General features: G+C 72.0%; 17 protein-coding genes. 6 read left to right on the forward strand and 11 right to left on the reverse strand.

Features of this window, described 5'->3' with window-relative positions:
• Positions 1 to 39: 39 nt before the first annotated feature.
• Genes ACIRHA_RS26020 through ACIRHA_RS26035 form a run of 4 tightly spaced genes read right to left on the reverse strand, consistent with a single transcriptional unit; the run spans position 40 to position 5,639 of the window.
• Positions 40 to 1,389 (reverse strand): aspartate aminotransferase family protein, encoded by a 1,350-nt coding sequence (locus tag ACIRHA_RS26020; protein WP_403850366.1) that lies wholly within the window; start codon positions 1,387 to 1,389, stop codon positions 40 to 42.
• Positions 1,390 to 1,417: 28 nt separating this feature from the next.
• The gene (locus tag ACIRHA_RS26025; protein ID WP_403850369.1) at positions 1,418 to 2,746 is read right to left on the reverse strand and encodes an ArgE/DapE family deacylase; all 1,329 of its coding nucleotides are present in this window, start codon (positions 2,744 to 2,746) and stop codon (positions 1,418 to 1,420) included.
• Complete coding sequence (locus ACIRHA_RS26030) at positions 2,743 to 4,218, reverse strand: aldehyde dehydrogenase family protein (protein ID WP_403850372.1); 1,476 nt, start codon at positions 4,216 to 4,218, stop codon at positions 2,743 to 2,745. Before ACIRHA_RS26030 ends, ACIRHA_RS26025 begins: the two co-directional genes overlap by 4 nt.
• Positions 4,215 to 5,639 carry a purine-cytosine permease family protein gene (locus ACIRHA_RS26035; RefSeq protein WP_403850375.1) on the reverse strand — a complete coding sequence of 475 codons (1,425 nt, stop codon included), beginning with the start codon at positions 5,637 to 5,639 and terminating at the stop codon, positions 4,215 to 4,217. The genes ACIRHA_RS26030 and ACIRHA_RS26035 overlap by 4 nt, the downstream gene beginning before the upstream one ends.
• Positions 5,640 to 5,752: 113 nt before the next feature.
• Between ACIRHA_RS26035 and ACIRHA_RS26040 the strand changes: the two genes are divergently transcribed.
• Positions 5,753 to 6,364, forward strand: coding sequence for a TetR/AcrR family transcriptional regulator (locus tag ACIRHA_RS26040; protein ID WP_403850378.1), 612 nt, complete (start codon positions 5,753 to 5,755; stop codon positions 6,362 to 6,364).
• A 35-nt stretch (positions 6,365 to 6,399) separates the two neighbouring features.
• Here the strand turns inward: ACIRHA_RS26040 and ACIRHA_RS26045 are convergent, their stop codons facing one another.
• Genes ACIRHA_RS26045 through ACIRHA_RS26070 form a run of 6 tightly spaced genes read right to left on the reverse strand, consistent with a single transcriptional unit; the run spans position 6,400 to position 12,203 of the window.
• Positions 6,400 to 7,317, reverse strand: a complete 918-nt coding sequence (locus tag ACIRHA_RS26045) for a LysR substrate-binding domain-containing protein (protein ID WP_403850381.1) — start codon at positions 7,315 to 7,317, stop codon at positions 6,400 to 6,402.
• 10 nt (positions 7,318 to 7,327) lie between these two features.
• On the reverse strand, positions 7,328 to 8,671 hold the full coding sequence (locus tag ACIRHA_RS26050; RefSeq protein WP_403850384.1) for an MFS transporter: 1,344 nt from the start codon (positions 8,669 to 8,671) through the stop codon (positions 7,328 to 7,330).
• Positions 8,668 to 9,813 (reverse strand): M20 family metallopeptidase, encoded by a 1,146-nt coding sequence (locus tag ACIRHA_RS26055; protein WP_403850386.1) that lies wholly within the window; start codon positions 9,811 to 9,813, stop codon positions 8,668 to 8,670. Before ACIRHA_RS26055 ends, ACIRHA_RS26050 begins: the two co-directional genes overlap by 4 nt.
• Positions 9,810 to 10,487 carry a DUF1028 domain-containing protein gene (locus tag ACIRHA_RS26060; RefSeq protein ID WP_403850389.1) on the reverse strand — a complete coding sequence of 226 codons (678 nt, stop codon included), beginning with the start codon at positions 10,485 to 10,487 and terminating at the stop codon, positions 9,810 to 9,812. Before ACIRHA_RS26060 ends, ACIRHA_RS26055 begins: the two co-directional genes overlap by 4 nt.
• A complete protein-coding gene (locus tag ACIRHA_RS26065; RefSeq protein WP_326020090.1) occupies positions 10,484 to 10,939 on the reverse strand; it encodes a RidA family protein in 456 nt (151 codons plus the stop codon). The genes ACIRHA_RS26060 and ACIRHA_RS26065 overlap by 4 nt, the downstream gene beginning before the upstream one ends.
• A gap of 13 nt (positions 10,940 to 10,952) precedes the next feature.
• Complete coding sequence (locus tag ACIRHA_RS26070; protein ID WP_403850392.1) at positions 10,953 to 12,203, reverse strand: flavin-containing monooxygenase; 1,251 nt, start codon at positions 12,201 to 12,203, stop codon at positions 10,953 to 10,955.
• A gap of 131 nt (positions 12,204 to 12,334) precedes the next feature.
• On the opposite strand from ACIRHA_RS26070, the gene ACIRHA_RS26075 reads away from it, so the two are divergent.
• The 4 genes from ACIRHA_RS26075 (at position 12,335) to ACIRHA_RS26090 (ending at position 16,602) form a co-directional block, all read left to right on the forward strand.
• Positions 12,335 to 13,303: an AsnC family transcriptional regulator gene (locus ACIRHA_RS26075; protein ID WP_403850395.1), complete on the forward strand. Its 969-nt coding sequence runs from the start codon at positions 12,335 to 12,337 to the stop codon at positions 13,301 to 13,303.
• A gap of 106 nt (positions 13,304 to 13,409) precedes the next feature.
• On the forward strand, positions 13,410 to 14,846 hold the full coding sequence (locus ACIRHA_RS26080) for an amidase (RefSeq protein WP_403850398.1): 1,437 nt from the start codon (positions 13,410 to 13,412) through the stop codon (positions 14,844 to 14,846).
• Between the two features lie 68 nt (positions 14,847 to 14,914).
• Entirely contained in the window at positions 14,915 to 15,145 is a 231-nt protein-coding gene (locus ACIRHA_RS26085; RefSeq protein WP_403850401.1) for a hypothetical protein, read from the forward strand.
• Complete coding sequence (locus ACIRHA_RS26090) at positions 15,142 to 16,602, forward strand: sodium:solute symporter (RefSeq protein WP_403850404.1); 1,461 nt, start codon at positions 15,142 to 15,144, stop codon at positions 16,600 to 16,602. The genes ACIRHA_RS26085 and ACIRHA_RS26090 overlap by 4 nt, the downstream gene beginning before the upstream one ends.
• Here ACIRHA_RS26090 and ACIRHA_RS26095 read toward each other — a convergent pair.
• A complete protein-coding gene (locus ACIRHA_RS26095; RefSeq protein WP_403850407.1) occupies positions 16,539 to 19,169 on the reverse strand; it encodes a glycosyl hydrolase family 65 protein in 2,631 nt (876 codons plus the stop codon). The two genes, ACIRHA_RS26090 and ACIRHA_RS26095, sit on opposite strands and share 64 nt — an antisense overlap.
• 411 nt (positions 19,170 to 19,580) lie before the next feature.
• Here ACIRHA_RS26095 and ACIRHA_RS26100 point away from each other — a divergent pair, with 411 nt between their 5' ends.
• Positions 19,581 to 20,690: a threonine synthase gene (locus ACIRHA_RS26100; protein ID WP_403850410.1), complete on the forward strand. Its 1,110-nt coding sequence runs from the start codon at positions 19,581 to 19,583 to the stop codon at positions 20,688 to 20,690.
• The last annotated feature ends 18 nt before the right edge of the window (positions 20,691 to 20,708 follow it).

The raw sequence follows: 20,708 nt of genomic DNA on the forward strand, positions 1-20,708 counted from the left end.
CCCCGGCTCACCGTGCGCCGGGGCCCCTTGACGTGACGTCTACCGGATCTCGCCGGAGGCGTTCGTGCGCTCCAGTACGCCGCGCAGCGCCGAGGCCACTTCCTTGGTCTCCGTCTCCGTCATGATCAGGGGCGGGGACAGCACCAGGCTGTGCGCGGAGTCGCGGACGATGACGCCGGTCTCGCGGCGGATCACGTCGTGCGGCATCCGGTCCGGGTTCAAGGGGAGCGGGGCGCGGGTGGCGCGGTCCGCGACCAGCTCCACCGCGAGCATCATGCCCACCGAGCGGATCTCGCCGACGATGGGCAGGTCGCCGAGCTGGGCGGCGAGTTCGGAGTGGAGCGTCGCGCCGATGGTCTTCGCCCGCCCCAGCAGGCCCTCCTTCTCGATGACGTCCAGGTTGGCGAGGGCGACGGCGGTCGCGACCGGGTGGCCGTTGTACGTGTAGCCCATGGGGAAGCCGTGGTCCCGCAGAAGGACCTCCGCGACCTGGTCGGCGACCATCAGCGCGCCCAGCGGCACGTAGCCGGAGGTGATGCCCTTGGCCGTGACGATGATGTCCGGGGTGACGTCGAAGTACTGCGCGGCGAACCACTCGCCCACGCGTCCGTACGCGGTGACGACCTCGTCGAAGATGAGCAGGATGCCGTGCTGGTCGAGGACTTCGCGCACGCGCGGCCAGTAGTCGGTCGGCGGGACCAGCATGCCGCCGACGCCCATGATGGGTTCGCCGATCATCGCGGCGATGTTGTCCGGGCCGATCTCCGCGATGCGCTCTTCCAGTTCGCGAATGAGGAAGTCCGTGGGGTCCTCGCCCGCGTACAGCTCCGTGCGGTACGGCCACGGCGGCGTGAGGTGCGAGACGTGCGGCATCATCGGGGCGAAGCCCTCGTGGTACAGCGGGAAGCCGGTGGCCGAGCCGCCGCCGTAGCCGATGCCGTGGTACGCCTTGTCGCGCGCCAGGATCCAGGTGCGGTTCGTGTCGCCGCGGCGGTGGTGGTAGTAGCGGGCCATCTTGATGGCCGCCTCGTTGCCCTCCGAGCCGCCGGACGTGAAGTAGACGTGGTTCAGCGGGTCCGGGGCCAACTCCGCGAGCCGGGTGGCGAGTTGGATCGCGCGGTCGTTGGAGAACTCCCAGAAGCTCGTGAAGTACTCCAGCTTCTTCATCTGCTCGTGGGCCACGTCCGCCAGGTCCTCGCGGCCGTGTCCGACCTGGGCCAGCCACAGGCCGCCGGTGGCGTCGAGGTAGCTGCGGCCCTCGGTGTCGGTGAGCCGGCAGCCGGAGCCGGACTCCATGATCACCCGCTCCTCGGCGGAGCCGGGGAGGTAGGGGTGGATGATGTGGGCGCGGTCGGCCGCCAGGAGTTCCTGGTGCTGCTGCGGGTTCATGGAGGGGATCCCTTCGTGCGTACGGTGTTCAGGCTGCGGGTGACGTGAGATCGAGCGCCGCGAGGGCGAGCGCCTTCGCCGTGTCGAGGAGGTCGTCGACCTCGATGTACTCGTCGATGGTGTGGAGGGTCGGGGAGCCGTCGGGCCGGGTCGCGGTCGGGCCCAGGCAGACGGCGGGGGTGTCGGCGAGGCGGGTGAGGGTGGCCGCGTCGGTCCAGGACGGTTCGCCGAGGATGCGGGGGCTGCGGCCGAGGTAGCCCGACGCACCCTCAAGCGCCTTCACCACAGCGGCCGTTCGCGCGACCTCGGCCGGTGGCAGTTCGGTGTCCCAGGCGATACGCGGCGGGTGCGCGGCCAGCCAGCCGTCGGCGGCGCAGGCCTCCCGCACGGCCGCCTCGATCTCGGCCCGCACCCTGCTCGCCCAGCCCCCGGCGTCGGCCTGCGCCGGAAGGTACGTGACGTCCAGGCCGACCTCGCACGAGGCGGGATACGTCACCCACCACTCGCCGCCCTTGATGGTGGTCGGCACGATCGACGGGGGCGGCAGGAGTGGGTGGACGTGGGCCGGGTCGACGGCCCAGCGGTCGCGCAGGGCCTGGAGCGCGGTCAGGGCGGGGAGCGTCTTCTCGATGGCGTTGACCGCGCCGCCGGTGCGCCAGTCGCCGGGCGGGTACTCGGCGTGCCCCGGGCGTCCGTCGACGGTCAACGTGCCGCCCAGGATGCCGCGTTGGGCGGTGACCACGTCCAGGTCGGTGGGCTCGGGCACGATCGCCGCGTCCGCCTTCACCCCGTACGCGAGCGAGGCGAGGGTCCCGGCGCCGTTCCACTCCTCGTCGGTGACGGTGTTGATCACCAGGTCGCCGGGGAGCCGGACACCGAGGGCGGCGAGGGTCTCCGCCGCGATCACCATGGCGGCGATGCCGCCCTTCATGTCGCAGGTGCCGCGCCCGTACAGGCGCCCTTCGCGGACCTCGGCGCGGAACGGGTCGCTGGTCCACTCCCCGCGCGGCTCCGCCGAGACGACGTCGATGTGGCCGTTGAGCAGGAGGGAGCGGCCGCCGCCGGTGCCGGCAAAGCGGGCGACCAGCTGCGGGCGGCCGTCGAAGCCGAGGCCCTCCGGGGTCTGCGGGGAGCGGGGCAGGTCGGACGGTTTGGGCGTGACCACGTCGACCGTGGCGCCCGCCGCTCGGAGCCGGTCCGCGAGGTGGTCCTGGAGGTCGTGCTCGGCGCGGTGCCGCTCGTCGGCGGAGCCGCGCACGGTGGTGTCGAAGGCGACGAGCTCCGACGTCAGCGCCACCAAGTCCGTGCGGCGCCGGTCGAGTTCGGCCAGGATCCGCTCCGTGTCCCGCGCGCTCATCCGTACGCCACCCATGTCGTCTTCAGGCCCGTGTACTTGTCGAAGGAGTGCAGCGACAGGTCGCGGCCGTACCCGGACTGCTTGAAGCCGCCGAAGGGGGTCGTCGGCGACAGCGCGTCGACCGTGTTCACCGAGACCGTGCCCGCCTGGAGGGCGTCCGCCGTGCGGTGGGCGCGGGCCAGGTCGCGGGTCCAGACCGAGGCCGCGAGCCCGTACGGGGAGTCGTTGGCGAGGCGGACCGCCTCCGCCTCCGTGTCGAAGGAGTGCACGGTGAGGACCGGGCCGAAGACCTCCTCGCGGGCCAGCGGCGCGTCCGGGGCGAGCCCGGTGACGATCGTCGGGTGGACGTAGGCGCCGGGCCGGTCGGGCCGGGTGCCGCCGCAGACCACGGTGCCGCCGGACTCGGCGACCGCCTTGGTCACGCGGACGGCCTGGGCCTCGTCGACGAGCGGGCCGAGCGTGGTGGCGGGATCGAGCGGGTCGCCGGGGGCGAACGCGGCGGCATGTTCGGCGACGCGTGCTGTGAACTCCTCCGCCACCGAACTCTCCACCAGCAGACGGGTGTTGGCGGAGCAGACCTGGCCGGAGTTGTAGGCGAAGCCCGAAGCGGCCTGTTCGGCCGCCGCGTCCAGGTCGGCGTCGGCGAACACGATGTTCGGGCTCTTGCCGCCCGCCTCCGGCCACACCTGCTTGAGGTTGGACTCGGCGGCGTAGGTCAGGAAGCGGCGGGCGGTCGCCGTGGAGCCGGTGAAGGCGAGGGTGTCCACGTCGTCGTGGCGGCCGAGCGCCTGGCCCGCGCGCTCGCCGAGGCCGGGGGCGACATTCAGCACACCCGCCGGGAGTCCGGCCTCCATGGCGAGTTCAGCGAGGAGCAGCGCGGACAGCGGAGACTGCTCGGCGGGCTTCAGGACGACGCTGTTGCCGGCCGCGAGGGCGGGCGCGAGCTTCCAACTCGCCATGTCCAGAGGGAAGTTCCACGGCACGACCGCGCCGACGACGCCGAGCGGTACGCGTCGCACGAGGGCCAGGTTGCCGGGCGGCGCCGGGGCCACCTCGTCATACAGCTTGTCGGCGGCCTCCGCGTACCAGGCGAAGACGCCGGCCGCGCCGGGGACGTCGGCGCCGAAGGTCTCGGCGATCGGCTTGCCCATGTCGAGGGTGTCGAGGAGGGCCAGCTCACGTCCGTGTTCCGTGATGAGTTCGGCGAGCTTCAGCAGCACGCGCTTGCGGGTCGCGGCGTCCGCGCGTGACCAGTCACCGGCCTCGAAGCTGCGGCGCGCGGCGCGCACGGCGGCGTCGACGTCCGCGGTGTCGCAGGAGGCGACCTCGGCGGTGGTGCGTCCGGTGGCCGGGTCGACGGTCGCGAAGGTGGCGCCGGACTCCGTGTCGCGCCGGTCGCCGTCGATGAACGCACGGGTACGGAAGGTGAGTTGACCGGCGAGGCTCGCCCAGTCCTGGTGCGTGTACGTCATGCTGCGGGCACTCCTGTGCTGGTCGGTGCGGGGTCGGGTGCAGGGGTGGAAGGGCGGCGGCGTGCGCCACGGGCCGCGAGGATCCAGTAGAGGGGGACGGTGATGACGAGTCCTGCGATCCAGCCGAGGTCGGTGTCGCCGAGGGCGTGGGCCAGCGGGCCGGTGTAGAGGGACTGCGCCATGAACGGGATCTCGGCGAGGATGCCGATCGCGTAGACGGCCAGCGCCGTGACGTTCCACCGGCCGTAGACGCCGCCGTCGCGGGCGAAGAAGGACGGTATGTCGTAGTCGCCGTGCCGGATCAGATAGAAGTCGACGAGGTTGATCGCCGTCCAGGGGATCAGGACGTACTGCAGTACGTAGATCAGGTTCAAGTAGTTGTTCATGAAGCTGTCGGCGAGGGCCAGGGCGAGGACGACCGAGAGGGCCGTCAGGACCGCGCCGATGACCGCACGGCCCGTGGCGCGCGGCAGCCAGCGGTGGGCGAAGGTCTGCACGGCGGTGACGGCGCAGAGCACGGCCCCGTACAGGTTCATGGAGTTGGTCAGCATCGTGACCAACGCGAAGCTCCAGAGCGTGAGTTGGCCGAGCACGGAGCCCAGGAGGTGGTTGAGCGCCGCGATCGGGTCGCCGTTCCCCGCGATGCCGATCGCCGCGCCGACGACCATGGGGATGACGCTGCCGAGGACACAGCCCGCGTACGTGCACCACAGCGTCGAGCGGACGCCGGCCCGGTGGGCGGGCATGTAGCGGGAGTAGTCGGAGACGTAGGGCGCGTAGGCGATCTGCCAGAGCGCGCCGACGGACACCATCCCGAGGAACCCCGCGAGGCCGAATCCGCCGGTGGTCAGGAAGTTCGAGGGCAGGCCGCCCGTGAACAGGTAGACCGCGCCGACGATCTGGATCGCGCCGAACGCCCAGGTCGTCCACGCGCCGATCCGGTGCATCAGGCGGTAGCCGACGACCGCGACCACGAGGCTGATCGCCGCGCACAGCAGTACGCCGGTGCTCTCGCCGACCGGGGTGACCTGGCCCAGCGACTGCGCGCCCACGACCAGGTTCGACGCGAAGAAGCCCTGGTACATGACGATCACGACGAGCACCACCGCGAGGGCGCCGACGCTGCCGAACTGGCCGCGGCTCTGGATCATTTGGGGCACCCCGAGCTGCGGTCCCTGCGCCGAGTGCAGCGCCATCAGGAAGCCGCCGCCGAGGTGCCCGACGAGCAGGGCGGCCAGGCTCCAGTAGAAGGAGAGGCCGAAGGCGGTGGGGGCGAGGGCCCCGGTGACGACGGTGAGCGGGCCGAGGTTCGCGCTGAACCAGATGGTGAACAGGTCCCGGGTGCGGCCGTGGCGTTCGTCCGTGGGGACCACGTCGATGGTGCGGCGCTCGATGCGTTCGGGTGCCGGCTGACCGTCCATGTCGCCTCCGTGAGTTCTTTGAGGCGAGAGTCAAACAATTGGCGACGGGCCCGTCAATGGGTTCTTCCGGATCAGCTTGATTTATCTGAACCGCGTAACAGAGAATTAACCGCATGGGAAAACCGGGGAGACCGAAGAACCAGACCGCGCGGCGCTCGGCCCTCGTGGACGCGGCGGGGCGGGCCATCACGGAGCGGGGCCTCGAAGGCCTGCGCATCAAGGACATCGCGGCCGAGGCCGGCATGTCCGCGGGCTCGGTCCTCTACTACTACCCGGAGCTGGACGAGCTGGTCCTGGAGGTGCACCGGGGCGCGGTCGAGCGCTTCCTGGCGGCGCGGCACGCGGTCACCGACGAGGTGGCCGATCCGGTGGCGCGGCTGCGCGCACTGATCGCCTCCGGCCTCCCGGCCGCCCCCGACGACGCCACCCACGGGCTGCTGTTCGAGCTGCACGGCCGGGCCGACCGCAGCGCCGGGCACGCCGAGCTGATGGCGTCACTGTTCGCCAGTGAGGTGGGGCTCTACACCACCGCGCTCGAAGTGGGCGCCGCGACAGGGGAATTCACGCTGACGGCGGCCGTGGGTGACCTGGCGAGGAACCTGGTGGCGCTGGAGGACGGCTTCGGCCTGCACATTGTGAGCCGCAACGCCGCGCTGACGCGGGCGGAGGCGCAGCGGCTGATCCGGGTGCAGGCGCGCGCCGTTACAGGTTGCCGGAATCTGTAACACTTTCCGGAGCGCATACCAGTTGCCCGGACCTGTCACGCCTCGGCGGCGCTCCCTCGCAGTACGTCCATCACCGCGCGGGCCCGCGCGCTCTGTGTCATGCCGCCCAGCGTGGCGATCCTGACCTCCAACGGGCGTCCGGCGTCCCGGAGTTCGAGCTCCGCGATCTCGCCGCCGCCATAGGTCGTGCCGGTCGCCGGGCGCTGGTTGAGCACGGAGTAGCCGAGGCCCCGGGCCACCATGGAGCGCACGGTCTCGTAGCTGCGGGTGCGGTAGCGGACGTCGGGGGCGGTGCCGGTGGCGGCGACGAGGGAGCGGAAGTAGTCGCGGCTGTGCGGGAGGTCGAGGAGGACGAGCGGTTCCGCGGACAGGTCGGCGAGGGACACGCTGCCCCGGCCCGCGAGGGGGTGGTCGGCCGCGACGATGACGTAGGCGGGGGCGCGGGCGATCGTCTCGCTGCGCAGCTCCGGTTCGGTGGACAGGCCCAGGTCGTAGGTGAGGGCGAAATCGATGCGGCCGGTCGTCAGCGCCTCGACGAGCTCGTCCGCCTCCGCCTCCACCACGTCGATCTCGATGCCGGGGTGGCGGCGCGTGCACTCGCTGAACAGGCGCGGCAGGTAGTACGGCGCGAGGGTCACGAAGCAGCCGACCGTCACGGGCCCGGACAGTTCCGCGCCGTCGCCGCGCGCCTCCCGCTCGACCTCGCGCGCACGGGCGAGCAGATCCCGGCCCTGCGCCCGCAGCCGCTCCCCTGCGGGGGTCAGGGTCAGGCCCCGGCCCCTGCGGCGGATGAACAGCTGAACCTGGAGGTCGCGCTCCAGGTTGTGGATGGCGGCGGACACGGCGGACTGCGCGATGTGCAGCTCCGCCGAGGCCTCCGTCATCGAGCCGCGTTCGGCGGCGACCAGGAAGTAGCGCAGCTGAACGAGCGTGAAGCCGAGCGGTGACATCATGCGAGCGACCCTAAGGGGACGGCACCTGCTTCTCCGTCGACACGTCCTCCGCGTGCAGCAGCGCCGAGCCCGCCGTCTCCTTCAGGGACAGCGCCGCGACCAGGCCGCCCACGGCGAACACCATCAGGTACGGGCCGGGCACCAGCGTGCTGCCGGTCGCCGAGATGAGCAGCGTCATCAGGTACGGCACGGTGCCCGCGAACAGCGCCGCCGTCACGTTGTACGAGATGGAGAGCCCGCTCTGCCTGGTGCGCGTGGGGAAGACCTCCGCCGACCACACCGCGTACGTGCCGAGGATCGCGGCCAGGATCGCGCCGAGCGCGAGACCCGCGATCCACGTTCCGGCCATCCCGGTCCGCATCAGCCAGAACGCCGGAGTGGAGACGACCAGGAGGGCCGCCGTCGCCCCGATGAACACCGGCTTGCGCCCCACCCGGTCGGACAGCGCGCCGAACAGCGGCACGAGCACGAGGCCGAGCAGGGAGATCACGGTGGAGAGCAGGGCCGCGCTGTCGGCGGAGTGACCGAGGTGGTCGGTCTCGTACGTGACCAGGTAGGTGAGCACCGCGTAGAACGGGACGTGCATGGCCGTCATCAGGCCGGCCGCCTGGAGCAGCTGGCGCTTGTGGGTGCGCAGCAGTTCGCGGGCCGGGCTGCGCGGGACCGTGTCGTTCTCCTCCAGTGCCCGGTACTCGGGGGTGTCCTCGATCTTGTTGCGGATGATCACGCCGATGATGCCGAGCGGCGCCGCGACGAGGAACGGGATCCGCCAGCCCCAGGAGACGAGCTGGGCGTCGTCGAGTCCCGTGGACAGCAGCAGGAAGACGAACGAGCCGGCCAGGAAGCCGAGCAGCGAGCCGACCTCCAGCCAGCTCACGCCGAAACCGCGGCGGCGGCGCGGTGCGCTCTCGGCCAGGAAGCTGGCCGCGCTGCCGAACTCGCCGCCGGCCGCGAACCCTTGGAACAGCCGCAGGACCACCAGGAGGACCGGCGCCGCGATGCCGATCGAGTCGTAGCCGGGGAGCAGCCCGATCGCCAGGGTCGCGCCGGACATCATGAAGATGACCAGGGACAGCGTGCGCTTGCGGCCGATCCTGTCGCCGAGCGGCCCGAAGACCAGGGCGCCGATCGGCCGGACGCCGAACGACACGGCGAAGACGCCGAACACGGCGAGCAGCCCGGTCGTGCTGTCGCCGGCGGGGAAGAAGACCTTCGCGACGGTGCCGGCGAGATAGGCGTACGCCGCCCAGTCGAACCAGTGCACGAAGACGCCGACGGCTCCGGCCGCGACGCTCCTGCGCAGGGTCGCGGCGTCGGCGGTCACCCCGGTCTCGGGCTGCTCGGTCACGGTCATGTCGTCGCCTCCTCGGATGGTCCGGCGCGGTCCACGCCCGTCCACGCGAGCGCCACCGCCGCGTCGAGCAGCGCCCGCTGTGCGGTGCCGCCCACGCAGTACGCGGCGAACTCGTGCTGGTGGTTGGTGGCGGGCAGGGAACCGATGCCGATGTAGGGGTGGATGGCGGGCACCACCTGCGACACGTTGCCCATGTCGGTGGAGGCGCGGTTCATGCGCGCGGCCTGTCCGGGCGGCGCGAACTCCCGCCCGAGGTCGAGGGCGTTGGCGCGGTAGTGCGCGAGCGCCCTCTCGTCCGCGCGGAACTCGGCGTACGGCTTGCTCTCGGGCTCGACGACGACCTCGCAGCCGGTCGCGAGGGCGCCCGCCTCGAAGGCCCGCATGACGCGCGGCTCCAACTCGGCCAGTTCGGCGAGTGTTTCGGCGCGCACGTACCAGCGGCCGGAGGCGCGCTCGGGGATCGCGTTCGGGGCGTCCCCGGCGTGCGTCACGACGCCGTGCACCCGCGCGGAGGAGGGAAGTTGCTGGCGCAGCAGGCCGATGGCGACCTGTGCCACGGTGAAGGCGTCGGCCGCGTTGATCCCGGCCTCCGGGTAGGCGGCGGCGTGCGCGGACTTCCCCGTGTACGAGACCTTGGAGTGGCTGACCGCGAACGGCTGCGCCTCGGCGACGTCGACCGGCGCCGGGTGCGCCATCATCGCGAGGTCGACCCCGGCGAAGGCGCCCCGGTCGAGCAGCTCGATCTTGCCGCCGCCGCCCTCCTCGGCGGGGGTGCCGTAGACCTCCACGGTGAGCCCCAGGTCGTCGGCGACGGCGGCGAGTCCGAGGGCGGCGCCGACGGACGAGGCCGCGATCAGGTTGTGCCCGCAGGCGTGGCCGAGGCCGGGCAGCGCGTCGTACTCGGCGCACAGCGCGATCCGGGTGGGGCCGCTGCCGAAGGACGCGTGGAACGCGGTGTCGAGGCCCAGGTAGGAGGCCGTGACGTCGAACCCGGCCCGGTCGAGCAGCCGCGGCACGGCGGCGGCTGCCCGGTGCTCCTCCCAGGCGGTCTCCGGGTCGGCGTGCAACTGCTCGGACAGCGCGACCAGTTCGTCGGCGTGCCGGTCGACCTCCTTGCGGGCCGCCTCCTTCGGCGCACTCACCGGGCGTCTCCCGGAACGCCGTACGAGGGCGAACTCGCGGGGTCGAGGCCGCGCGTCACGTAGTCGTCCCGCTGCGGAAGCCATACGTCGAGGAGCTCGCCGAGCCGGTCGATCGGCTCGTCCGCCCAGTCGATGCGCAGATCGGTGACCCGCCAGCCGACATCGGCGACGACCGCGAGGCCCGCCGAGTGCACGGGACCCTCCTCGCCGCCCGCGGCGACGGCGGCCTTCATGGCCGCGATCAGCCGCTCCTCCAGCTCGCCGGTGGCCTCCTGGTACGCCTCCACGAGGACGCCGGGGATGTGCTTTCCGGAGAGCATGTTGCCGGCCGCGACGACGCCGTCGGCGGTGGCGGACGCGTAGGTGCCGAGGGTGTGCGGGCCGCTGTACGCGAAGCCTGGTCCGGAGCGGCCGAGGACGGTCAACTGCCGGTAGGCGATGGTCTTCTCGTTGTGCGCGGCGCCCGTGACCCCGGCCAGGGCGCGCTCCGCGTCACCGTGTTCCGCGAGGGCGTCCAGCAGGTCCGTGCCGAGGGTCGGGTCGGTGATGTTCTGCGAGCTCGCCGCGCCGACGCCGGGCCGCAGATGGGCGATGCGGGCGGCGACCGCGGGGCTCGACGAGCTGCCCGCGATGCCGAACCGCCCACCGTCGCGTACCACCAGGGAGAACGTCATGCCCGCGCCTCCTTCGAGTCCTTCGGGATCACCGCGACCGCGTCGATCTCGCAGAGCCACTCCGGGCGGGCGAGCGCCGAGACCACGATGCCGGTGGAGATGGGGTGGACGCCCTTGGTCCAGCGCCCGACCGTGCGGTACACGGCCTCCCGGTAGCGCGGGTCGATCAGGTAGATCGTGAGCTTGACCAGGTGTTCCATCCGGCTGCCCGATTCCTCGAGCAGCATCTTGATGTTCGCCATGGCCTGCTCGGCCTGCGCCTCCGCGTCGCCGACGCCGACGTTCTCGCTGGTGTCGAGGTCCTGGCCGATCTGGCCGCGGACGTACACCGTGTCGCCGGCGACGACGGCCTGGCAGAGGTCGTTGTCGAGGTTCTGCTCGGGGTAGGTGTCGCGGGTGTTGAACGGCCGGATCCGGGTGTGCCCGCCGGCCACGATCGGGGCGTTGGCCATGCTCTTCAGCTCCTCAGTTGCTGCCGTACGCGAGGTATCCGCGCCGGGTCGTGATGTGGTCGGCGACGTACTTGGCGTCGTGCCAGACACCCCAGATGAAGCTCGACCCGCGCCGGGACAGCCACGGCAGGCCCAGGAAGTAGACGCCGGGCTCGGTGGAGACCCCGCGGCGCTGGTCGGGCCGCCCGTTCTCGTCGTACGCGTCGACGTCGAGCCAGCTGTAGTCGGCGGCGAAGCCCGTGGCCCAGACGATCGAGGTGACACCGGCGTCGGCCAGGTCGAGCGCGAGGCAGGGGTCGTTCACGCACTCCGGGTCGGGGCCGAGGACGTGCGCGCCCGGCTCCTCGGGGAGGTCGAGCCCGTTGCGCTCGATGTACGCGTCGGCCGCCCGCAGCAGCTCCAGGTACTTCTCGTCGCCGAGGGCGATGTTCTCGGCGAGGTCGGGCGCGAAGCTCAGCACCCCGTCCTCGTACGCGGAGGTCATGCCGAGGAGTTCGATGCCGGTGCCCGCCAGTTCGCGGAAGTCCACGGAGTGGCCGCCGCGCGCCCCGCTGACCGCGATGGTCACGTGGGCCGCGCCCTGCGGCGGCGTCGTCAGGTCCCACAGTCCGAGCACCCCGAGCCACCAGCAGAAGTCCCGCCCGCGGTACTGCCGCGGCGGACGGTCGTGCGGACCCACGGACAGGAACACGCGGCGTCCCGAGCGACGCAGCTCGTCGGCGATCTGCACGCCCGACGAACCCGCCCCGACCACCAGCACGGCGCCCTCGGGCAGCTGCTCCGGGTTGCGGTAGTCGCTGGAGTGGATCTGAGCGCTCACCGCCCCGTCCGGGACGATGGGCGGGATCACGGGCCGCTGGAAGGGCCCGGTCGCGGCCACCACGAACCCGGCGTCGATGGTGCCCTCGGACGTCTCGACGCGGAAGCCGGTCCTGCCCTCGTGCTTGCGCACCCTGGTCACCTCGACGCCGCACCGCACGGGGGCGTCGATCTTCTCGGCGTACCGCTCGAAGTACTCCGCGACCTGCTCCTTCGTCGCGAAGGCGTCGGGGCCGACGTCGGGGAACTCCAGGTTCGGGAACCGGTCGTGCCAGGCGGGCCCGTTCGCGACGAGCGAGTCCCAGCGCTGGGTGCGCCACCGCTCGGCGATCCGGTCCCGTTCGAGGACGATGTGCCGGATGCCCAGGTTCCCCAGGTGCTCGCTCATCGCGACGCCGGCCTGGCCCGCGCCTACGACGACAACTTCCGTCTGTTCACTCGGCACTTGAGCCTCCACTCGGGTCGTGCGATGGGAGACATCCTTCGCCGCCCCCTCAACCCTGTCCAACAGATGTTTCCGGGGTGAGTGATCTGTTTTTCAGATGTGGGTCCCAGTGGCTCGACTAGGGTCGTTCCGTGACCACCGCGCCTCTGAATCCGCTCGATGACCTCGACCGCCGTATCGTCGCCGCCCTGCAGATCGACGGACGGGCCTCCTGGCGGCGGATCGCCGACGCGCTGGGGGAGCCGGAGCGGAAGGTGGCGCGGCGCGGGCACCGGCTCGTGGAGAGCGGGGACGTGGCGGTGCGCGGGCTCGTGGTGCGCGGGGAGACCGTGATCCTGCGGATGAACTGCCGGCCGGGATCCGTGCGCGAGGCCGCCCTCGCCACCGCCCGGCGGCCCGATGTCGTGTTCTCGTACGTCCTCGCGGGCGTCGCCGACTGCGTGGCCGAACTCCAGTGCCCGCCCGACAAGTTGGGCCGTCTCATGCTGGACGAGGTGCCCGCTCTTCCGGGGCTCGTGCAGCAGCAGGTCTCGCCCGTGCTGCGCTATTTCCGCACCGTGCACGAGTGGTCGCCCGGCATCCTCGACGCCGCCGAGGCCGAGGCGCTCGGGGGCGGCGAGCGGCAGGACGACCGGGTGGGCCTCGCCGACGTCGAGCTGGCGCCCGACGAGGAGGCGATCCTGCGTGCCCTCGCCGCGGACGGGCGGTGCACCAACGACGAACTCGCCGCCGTCGCCGGGGTCTCGGTCGCCACGGCCAGGCGCCGCGTCGAGGCGCTGAGCCGCGCCGGGCTCGTCAGCATCCGCGCGGTCGTGGAGCCCGCGCTGCTCGGGCTGCCCGTCCAGGCGCTGTTGTGGATCAGGACCCGGCCGGGCGAGGTCGAGGAGGTGGGGCGGCTGCTCGTCGAGTCGCCGCTGGTGCGGTACGCGGCCGTGGTGATGGGGGAGCACCAGCTGCTCGTCGACGTGACCCAGCCGTCGAAGGAGGCGCTGCACGCCTTCCTGACGGAAGCGACGTGGGTGCGCAGGGCCGAGTCTGTGCAGTCCCATCTCGTGGTCGAGGCGTGGAAGCGCAGTGGAGTGTCCACAAGTGCCAGTTGAGCATTTACAGCGACTGAAAAGTTCATCGACTACGAACCATTGACTTAAAAGGTCAGGCCGCCGCAGTGTGAGGGCGCACACAGTCGCCTCCTGCCCGAGGACGGTCATGCCCGTACACCCCACCACCGGTTCCGATGACCTCTGCGCGCTCGACGCCGTCGAGCTCGCCGGTCTGATCCGCCGCCGCGAACTCTCGGCGCGCGAGGTCGTCTCCGCCCACCTCGACCGCATCGAGCGCGTGAACCCCGCGCTCAACGCCATCGTCACGCTCGACGCCGAAGGCGCGCTCACCAAGGCCGGGCAGGCGGACGAACTGGCCGCGTCGGGAGCCGAGTTGGGTCCGCTGCACGGACTACCCATCGCCTTCAAGGACACCCACCTCACCCGCGGCATGCGCACCACGCACGGCTCGCCGCTCTTCGCCGACCACGTGCCCGACGAGGACGAACTCCTCGTCGAGCGCGTCCAGGGGGCCGGTGCGATCCGCATCGGCAAGACCAACGTCCCCGAGTTCGCGGCCGGTTCGCACACCTTCAACCCCGTCTTCGGCGCGACCCGGAACCCGTACGACACGACCCGCTCGGCCGGCGGCAGCAGTGGCGGTGGCGCCGCCGCGCTCGCCGCCCGGCTCACCCCGATCGCCGACGGCAGCGACATGGGCGGCTCGCTGCGCAACCCCGCCTCGTTCTGCAACGTCGTCGGCCTGCGCACCACGCCGGGCCGCGTGCCCTCGCTGCCCTCGGGCGACCTGTGGGAGACGCTCGGCGTCGCCGGACCGATGGGCCGCACCGTCGCCGACGTCGCGCTGCTCCTGTCGGTCATGGCGGGCCCGGACCCGCGCTGCCCGCAGTCCCTGGAGGCCTCCGGCTCCGTGTTCCGCGCCCCGCTGGAGCGCGACCTGAAGGGGCTGCGTGTGGCGTACGCGCCCGACCTCGGCGGCCGCGTCCCCGTCGACCCCGAGGTCCGTGAGGTCGTGGCCCAACAGGTGAAGGTCTTCGAGGAGTCGGGCGCGCACGTCGTCGAGGACTGCCCCGACCTGGACGGCGCCGACGACGTCTTCCGCACGCTGCGCGCGCAGGCCTTCCGTACCGGGCTCGGCCCGCTCCTGGAGGCCTCCCGCGAGCAGCTCAAGTCCAGCCTGATCTGGAACATCGAGGAGGGCCTCCGGCTCACCTCGGCCGACCTGGCCCGCGCCCGCACCGAGCACTCCCGCATCCACCTCTCGGCCGTCGGGTTCTTCGAGCGCTACGACGTGCTGATCGCCCCGGTCAGCCAGGTCCTGCCGTTCGACATCGACCTGGAGTACCCGACCGTCATCGACGGTCAGCCGCAGCACAGCTACCTCGACTGGATGCGCTCGGCGTATCTGCTCACCGTCCTGGGCGCACCCGCCCTCTCCGTCCCGGCCGGCTTCACGGACACGGGACTGCCTGTCGGCCTGCAGATCGTGGGCCCGCCGCGCGCCGAACGCGCCGTCCTCGAGATCGGCGCCGCCTACGAGGCGGCCACGGGACACGGACGCCGCGCGCCTCGCCTTTCGTAGAGACGTTCCGCGGGGCCTGTCCGTTTGGATCAGGCCCCAGCGCTCAACTCGCCTCAGCTGGAGCCCCGATGAGATCTCCGCACGCGCTCTGGGCCGCAGTGCCCGTCCTGGCCTTCCTCGGCACCCCGTTCCTCCCGTTCGTCAACGGGCCGCACCTCTGGTTCGGCCTCCCGTCCGTACTGGCCTGGTGCCTGATGTGGACCGTGGGAACGACGGTGGCGCTCGCCCTCGTCGACCGCGGCACGCGAGCGGGCGCCGGGTACGACGACGAGGCCGAGGACGAGGGGGCGGCGGCATGAACAGCACCATGGTCATCACGGTCCTCGGCATCGTCGCCATCGCGGTGGTCGGCGTCTCCGGCCGCCGCGCGCCCAGCAAGGAGCTGGGCGAGTGGACGGTCGCCAAGCGCGGCTTCTCCACCTTCACCACCTGGTTCCTGCAGGCGGGGGAGGCCTTCACCACCTTCAGTTTCCTGGGGCTCGCGGGCATCGCCTTCGGCGGCGGCGTCGCCGCGACCTTCGCGGTCTGCTACCTCGCCATCAACTTCGTCCTCCAGTACTTCACCGCTCCCCGTATGCGCCAACTCGGCCAGCGCGGCGGGTACTTGACGCAGGCCGACTTCTTCGTCGACCGCTACCGCAGTCCGCTGCTCGGCAAGGTCGTCGCGATCGTCGGCGCGGTGTTCCTCCTTCCGTATCTGCAGCTCCAGATCACCGGGCTCGGCATGATCGTGCAGCTCGCCACGGGCAGCCACACCGGCGGCAACCTGAGCATGGTCCTCGCCACCGTCCTGACCGTCGTCTTCGTCCTGTGGTCGGGCATCCGCGGCATCGCGCGGGTCGCGTACCTCAAGGACGCGCTGATGATCATCGGCCTCGTGGTGCTTGTCGCGGGCGTCGCCCTGTCGGTCAACGGCGGCATCGGCGGCCTCTTCGACACGATCCGCGACAGCCACCCGCAGCTGCTCACCCTCGACCAGGAGGGCTACGACGGCACGTTCTTCGTCACCGCCGTCATCATCTCCGGCATCGGCGGCGGCCTCGGCACCATGGCCCACCTGTGGCCGCCGGTGCTCGCCGCCCGCAGCGGCCGCGTGCTGCGCTCGAACGCGATCTGGCTGCCGCTCTACCAGATCGCCCTCGGCATCCCGATCGTCATCGGCTTCGCCGGCGTCCTGCTCGCGAAGAAGGGCACCGAGCCGAACGGGGTCGCCCTCACCCTCGCGGGACAGACCCTGCCGGGCTGGCTCGTCGGACTCGTGGCGGTCGCCGCGGCCTCCGCCGCGATGGTGCCGTCCGCGGCCATCGTCGTCGGCATCTCCAGCCTGCTCTCGCGCAACCTCCTGAGCGTCCGCAACGAGCGCACCCAGCTGCGCACGAACCACCTGTGCGTGGTGGCCGCGGCGGGCCTCGCCCTCGTCCTCGGCCTCACCCGCCCCGGCCTCCTCTCCGACCTGCTGCTCCTGACCTACGGCGGTCTGACCCAGCTCGCCCCGGCGATCGTCATGGGCCTGGCGAAGAAGGTCAGGCTCGGGGCCGTGCCCGCGCTCATCGGCATCCTGACCGGCGTCGCGGTGCTCGCCTGGCTGACGTTCGGCTCCGTCGACGTCGGCACCGTGGACACCGGCCTGATCGCGCTGGCCGTCAACATCGTCGTCACGACCGGTGCCCAGCTCGTCGTACGCTCCCGAGGTCAGGAAACCGTCAACTCGCCGACGGACTCCGCCGATTCACCGGTCTCGGTGAGCCGCACGTAACGCCCTTCGGCCCCGGCCTCGAACGGCGCCCACCGCTCGCCGTCCACCGAGGTCTCAAGGCGGTACGCCTTCGCGCCGGCGACCTCCACCCGGTGCACCGGCCGTACGCCGCCCAGGTCCACGGTGAGCGAGGCGCCGGCCTTCGCGGGGAGCCAGGTGGTGGCCGGGTTGCCGTCGACGGCGGCGCCCGCGTACTGGCCCGGGTCCTCCGAGGTCGCCCTCGCGTCCTTGCAGCGGGCGAGGTCGGTGGTCGGGGTGAGGTCGGGACGGCGGGTCGGGATCGTGAGCCCCGCGCCGGTCACCGTCTCGCGCCCGCCCGGGGTGTCGACGGCGAACGGCGCACCGCCGGTGAGCCGCACGGTGGTGTCCTTGTCTCCGATCTCAACGTCGTACGTCCGCCCCCGCCACTGAAGTCCCTTGACGTTCACGCCACTTGAGAGCTGCGGCGGCAGCATCGGATCGAGCCGCACGGCGTCGTCGTCCTGGAGCCGCATCCCGGTGAGCCCATGCGTGAACACCTGAAGGAACCCGCCCTTCCCGGTCAGGAAGTCCTGTGCGGGCGTCCCGGCCAACGCGTCCCCGGCACCCGCCTTCTCGCCCCGCGACTCGGAGAACGTGCCGAACGGGCCCTGGAAGAACGGCCGCGAGGCCCGCTCCAGGAACGTATACGTCGAACAGCCCGGCTCGCCGATCCCCGCGGCGGCGACCGCGTGCACCGAGTCCGTCATCGCCGGTCCGTCGCGGTCGGTGTGCGCCGCGTAGTAGTCGAGGGTCGCGGCCGCCGCGCCCTTCGGCATCGGCTTCCAGTCCAGCGGATACAGCAGCAGCACGGCGTCCGCCTGCTTGATGTCGGCGCCCTTGTCGATGTCGTAACCGGCGTACTGGAGAAAGACCTTGCGCTTGCTGTCGTACGGAATGCGGAGCCGGTCGGCGATCCGGTTCCAGCCGGCCGGGGCCCGCTCGCCGACCAGCGCGGCGGCCTTCGCGGCGTCCCGCAGCGAGGTCGCGGCGACGGCGTTCGTGTAGACGCCGTCGTCGACGCCGTTGCTGTACTCGTCGGGCCCGGCGACGTCCTTGACGGAGTACGAACCGTCGTCCTTGTTCGGCGTGACGCGGCCGCTCCAGTACGTGGCCAGCCCCTTGAGTAGCGGCCAGCCGCGCTCGCGCAGCCACGCACGGTCCCCGGTCGCCTGGTAGTACTGCCAGGCCGCGAGTGCGATGTCGCCCTGGAGGTGGTTCTGGGTGACGCAGTGCGGCGGGTTCCAGCTCTGGCACTCCTTCCACAGCGAGCCCGAACTCGCGCTGGTCCAGGGGTACATGAACCCTTTCTGTGAAGTCTTCACCGCATTGTCGGCAGCGACACCACGCGTCCGGTACCGGTACTCGAGCACCGGCTTCGCCAACTCGGGCCGCGTTGCCAGCAGCGACGGATACATCCACGTCTCGGCGTCCCAGAAGACCATGCCCGCATAGTTGTCGCTGCTCAGGCCGGTCGGCCCGATGCTGTTACGGGCGCCGGGACGCAGCGAGGAGAGCAGCCCGTACTGAGCGGCACGCAGCCGCGACTGGAGCCCGGGACGGCCGGGCGTCTCGATGTCGGCGGCCCACAGCTTCCGCCAGGCGGCGTCGTGCCTCACGGTGAGCGCGTTCCAGCCGACGGCCGCGGCACGCTTGGAAGCGCGTACGGCATCGCCCCGCGGGTTCTTCGACGTGAGGCCGGTATCGACGCCCACGAACTTCACGACGTCGTACGCGACGCCTTCGACGGCCCGGAAGTCGGCGGACTGGCTGGTGCCGAGGGTGTCCTTCGCGGGGCGGGCGGTGTGGGTGCGGCCGGGGGAGCGGAGGGTGGAGGCGACGGTGCCGGCGGTCCCGGAGCCGTCCGTTCGGAAGCCGACGGCGGCCGTGCGCTTACCGGCGGGCCCGCTGCCGGTAGCGGCGACGCGACGAGCGCCGCGCTGGTCGATACGGTCTCTGACCGTGACCTCGCCGGACCAGTGGGGTCTCACGCGCAGCCGCACGGCGCCGACGTGGGGGGCGGCCCGGTCGGCGAGCACCTCGAACGTCAGGTCCGTGCGCTCCCCGTCCTTGTGCACCCACGTGACCTCGGTACGCACGATGCCGCAGCGCATGTCGAGGGTCTGCCGATAGCCCGTCGTGCGACTGCCGGGGCCATACGTCTCGCCGCGCGCCCGGACGTCGAGGGCGGTCCAGGTGGGCAGGGCGGCGATGGCCTCGCGGTGGGCGGTGTTCTTGGGCCCGCGCCCGTAGAGCCCGGAGACGAAGGCGCCGTCGTACGGGGGTGTGTAGAGCGGCCACCCGGTCCTGGCGTCGTCTCCGCCGGTTCTCGCGTACCCGACCCCGCTGGGCGGGACGCGCACGCCGAGATACCCGTTGCCCACGTAGGCGTGGTACGGACTCTCGGCGTCGGCGGTACGCGTGCTCAGGGCCCACCCGGCCCCGCCGCAGCCGGAACTGGGGGTCGTCGGCGCGACGGCGTGCGCGGGCGGAACGAGCGTGGCACCAAAGGTGAGGGCGGCGAGGGCGACGAGGCGCGCTGACTTCATGGGGAGAGCGTGGTCCGCACCCCCGCCGGACCCACGTATACGCGCCGGGAACCCCCCGAATGGCGTGAGCCGCGCCGTGGCCGACGCCCATCGTTTTCGTTGCGCCGCATCGTGGCGCCGCCTTGCCCACCCTGCCGCCCAAGGCGGCAGATTGCCCAAGGCGGTGGCGGCCATCCGCACGTTCAGGCGGCGGGTGGGCAGGCCTTTCAAGCCCCTGCGGCGGGTGAGCCGATTAAGCCCCTGCGGCGATTGAGCAGCGGGGTACGGGGCAGAGCCCCGGCTTTTCAACCCCGGCGGCGGGTGAGCGATTAAAGCCCCGCCGGCGATTGAGGCGCGGGGTCCGGGGCGGAGCCCCGAGGCGTGGGGGACGGAGACCGCAACAATCCGGCTCGGCGTGCCTAATCTCGCCACATGAGCCTCACCACCTACTGCCCCGCCGACGGCACCCGCATCCCGACCCCCTCCCTCACCTGGCGCTGCCCCACCTGCCAAGGCCCCCTGGACCTCGACTACCACCCCACTCCCAGCCCCCTCAAATCCCTCACCACCCGCCCCAGTTCAATGTGGCGCTACGCCGAGTGCCTCCCCCTGCCCCTCCCGGACTGCACCCTCGGCGAAGGCCGGACACCCCTCGTCCCGCTCACCCCCGACGTCCACGCCAAGCTGGACTTCCTGATGCCCACCCTCTCCTTCAAGGACCGCGGAGCGGTGATGCTCGCCGCACTCGCCACCCGCCTGCGGCCACAACAGGTGATCGCCGACAGCAGCGGCAACGCCGGCACCGCCATCGCCGCCTACTGCGCCCGCGCCCGCCTCGCCTGCACCGTCTACGTCCCCGAAGGCACGTCCGCCAAGAAGCTGGAGCAGATCCGGGCCCACGGCGCCCGCCTCGAAGTGGTCCCCGGCGACCGCGAGTCCACGGCCCGCGCGGCCCGCGCAGCCGCCGACGAGGACGGGGTGTTCTACGCCAGCCACGTCTACAACCCGTACTTCCTGCACGGCACCAAGACGTACGTCCACGAGATCTGGGAGGACATGGGCGGCCGCCTCCCCGAGATCCTGGTCCTCCCGGTCGGCAACGGCACCCTCCTCCTCGGCGCCGCCCTCGCCGTCGCCGAACTCCACCACGCCGGGCTGATCGACCGCCGCCCCGCCCTGCACGCCGTGCAGTCCGCCGCGGTCGCCCCCCTGGCGCGCGCGTGGCAGGCCGGATCGGACGAGATCGTGGTCGACGAGGCCCCGGCCCCCACCGCCGCCGAGGGCATCGCCATCCCGAACCCGCCGCGCGCCCGCCAGATCCTGCGCGCCGTACGCGAATCCGGCGGCGCCTTCCACACGGTGACGGAGGACCAGATCCGGCACGCCCAACTCGACCTGGCCTCCCGCGGCCTGTACGTCGAGTCGACCGGCGCGGTGTGCTGGGCCGCGACCCGCGAGGGCGGGACCCTGGCCGGCCGGAGCGCGGTCGTCCCACTGTGCGGCGCGGGCCTCAAGACGGGCCTCGCCGCCGACCCGAATTGAGCCCCGCGGCGATTGAGC

It is taken from the genome of Streptomyces sp. NPDC102360 (assembly GCF_044766085.1).
Lineage (GTDB): Bacteria > Actinomycetota > Actinomycetes > Streptomycetales > Streptomycetaceae > Streptomyces.

Bases quoted from the DNA above. Each gene is read 5' to 3' on its own strand.
- ACIRHA_RS26020 (WP_403850366.1), bottom strand. From the start codon at position 1,389: ATGAACCCGCAGCAGCACCAGGAACTCCTGGCGGCCGACCGCGCCCAC.
- ACIRHA_RS26025 (WP_403850369.1), bottom strand. From the start codon at position 2,746: ATGAGCGCGCGGGACACGGAGCGGATCCTGGCCGAACTCGACCGGCGC.
- ACIRHA_RS26030 (WP_403850372.1), bottom strand. From the start codon at position 4,218: ATGACGTACACGCACCAGGACTGGGCGAGCCTCGCCGGTCAACTCACC.
- ACIRHA_RS26035 (WP_403850375.1), bottom strand. From the start codon at position 5,639: ATGGACGGTCAGCCGGCACCCGAACGCATCGAGCGCCGCACCATCGAC.
- ACIRHA_RS26040 (WP_403850378.1), top strand. From the start codon at position 5,753: ATGGGAAAACCGGGGAGACCGAAGAACCAGACCGCGCGGCGCTCGGCC.
- ACIRHA_RS26045 (WP_403850381.1), bottom strand. From the start codon at position 7,317: ATGATGTCACCGCTCGGCTTCACGCTCGTTCAGCTGCGCTACTTCCTG.
- ACIRHA_RS26050 (WP_403850384.1), bottom strand. From the start codon at position 8,671: ATGACCGTGACCGAGCAGCCCGAGACCGGGGTGACCGCCGACGCCGCG.
- ACIRHA_RS26060 (WP_403850389.1), bottom strand. From the start codon at position 10,487: ATGACGTTCTCCCTGGTGGTACGCGACGGTGGGCGGTTCGGCATCGCG.
- ACIRHA_RS26065 (WP_326020090.1), bottom strand. From the start codon at position 10,939: ATGGCCAACGCCCCGATCGTGGCCGGCGGGCACACCCGGATCCGGCCG.
- ACIRHA_RS26080 (WP_403850398.1), top strand. From the start codon at position 13,410: ATGCCCGTACACCCCACCACCGGTTCCGATGACCTCTGCGCGCTCGAC.
- ACIRHA_RS26085 (WP_403850401.1), top strand. From the start codon at position 14,915: ATGAGATCTCCGCACGCGCTCTGGGCCGCAGTGCCCGTCCTGGCCTTC.
- ACIRHA_RS26090 (WP_403850404.1), top strand. From the start codon at position 15,142: ATGAACAGCACCATGGTCATCACGGTCCTCGGCATCGTCGCCATCGCG.
- ACIRHA_RS26095 (WP_403850407.1), bottom strand. From the start codon at position 19,169: ATGAAGTCAGCGCGCCTCGTCGCCCTCGCCGCCCTCACCTTTGGTGCC.
- ACIRHA_RS26100 (WP_403850410.1), top strand. From the start codon at position 19,581: ATGAGCCTCACCACCTACTGCCCCGCCGACGGCACCCGCATCCCGACC.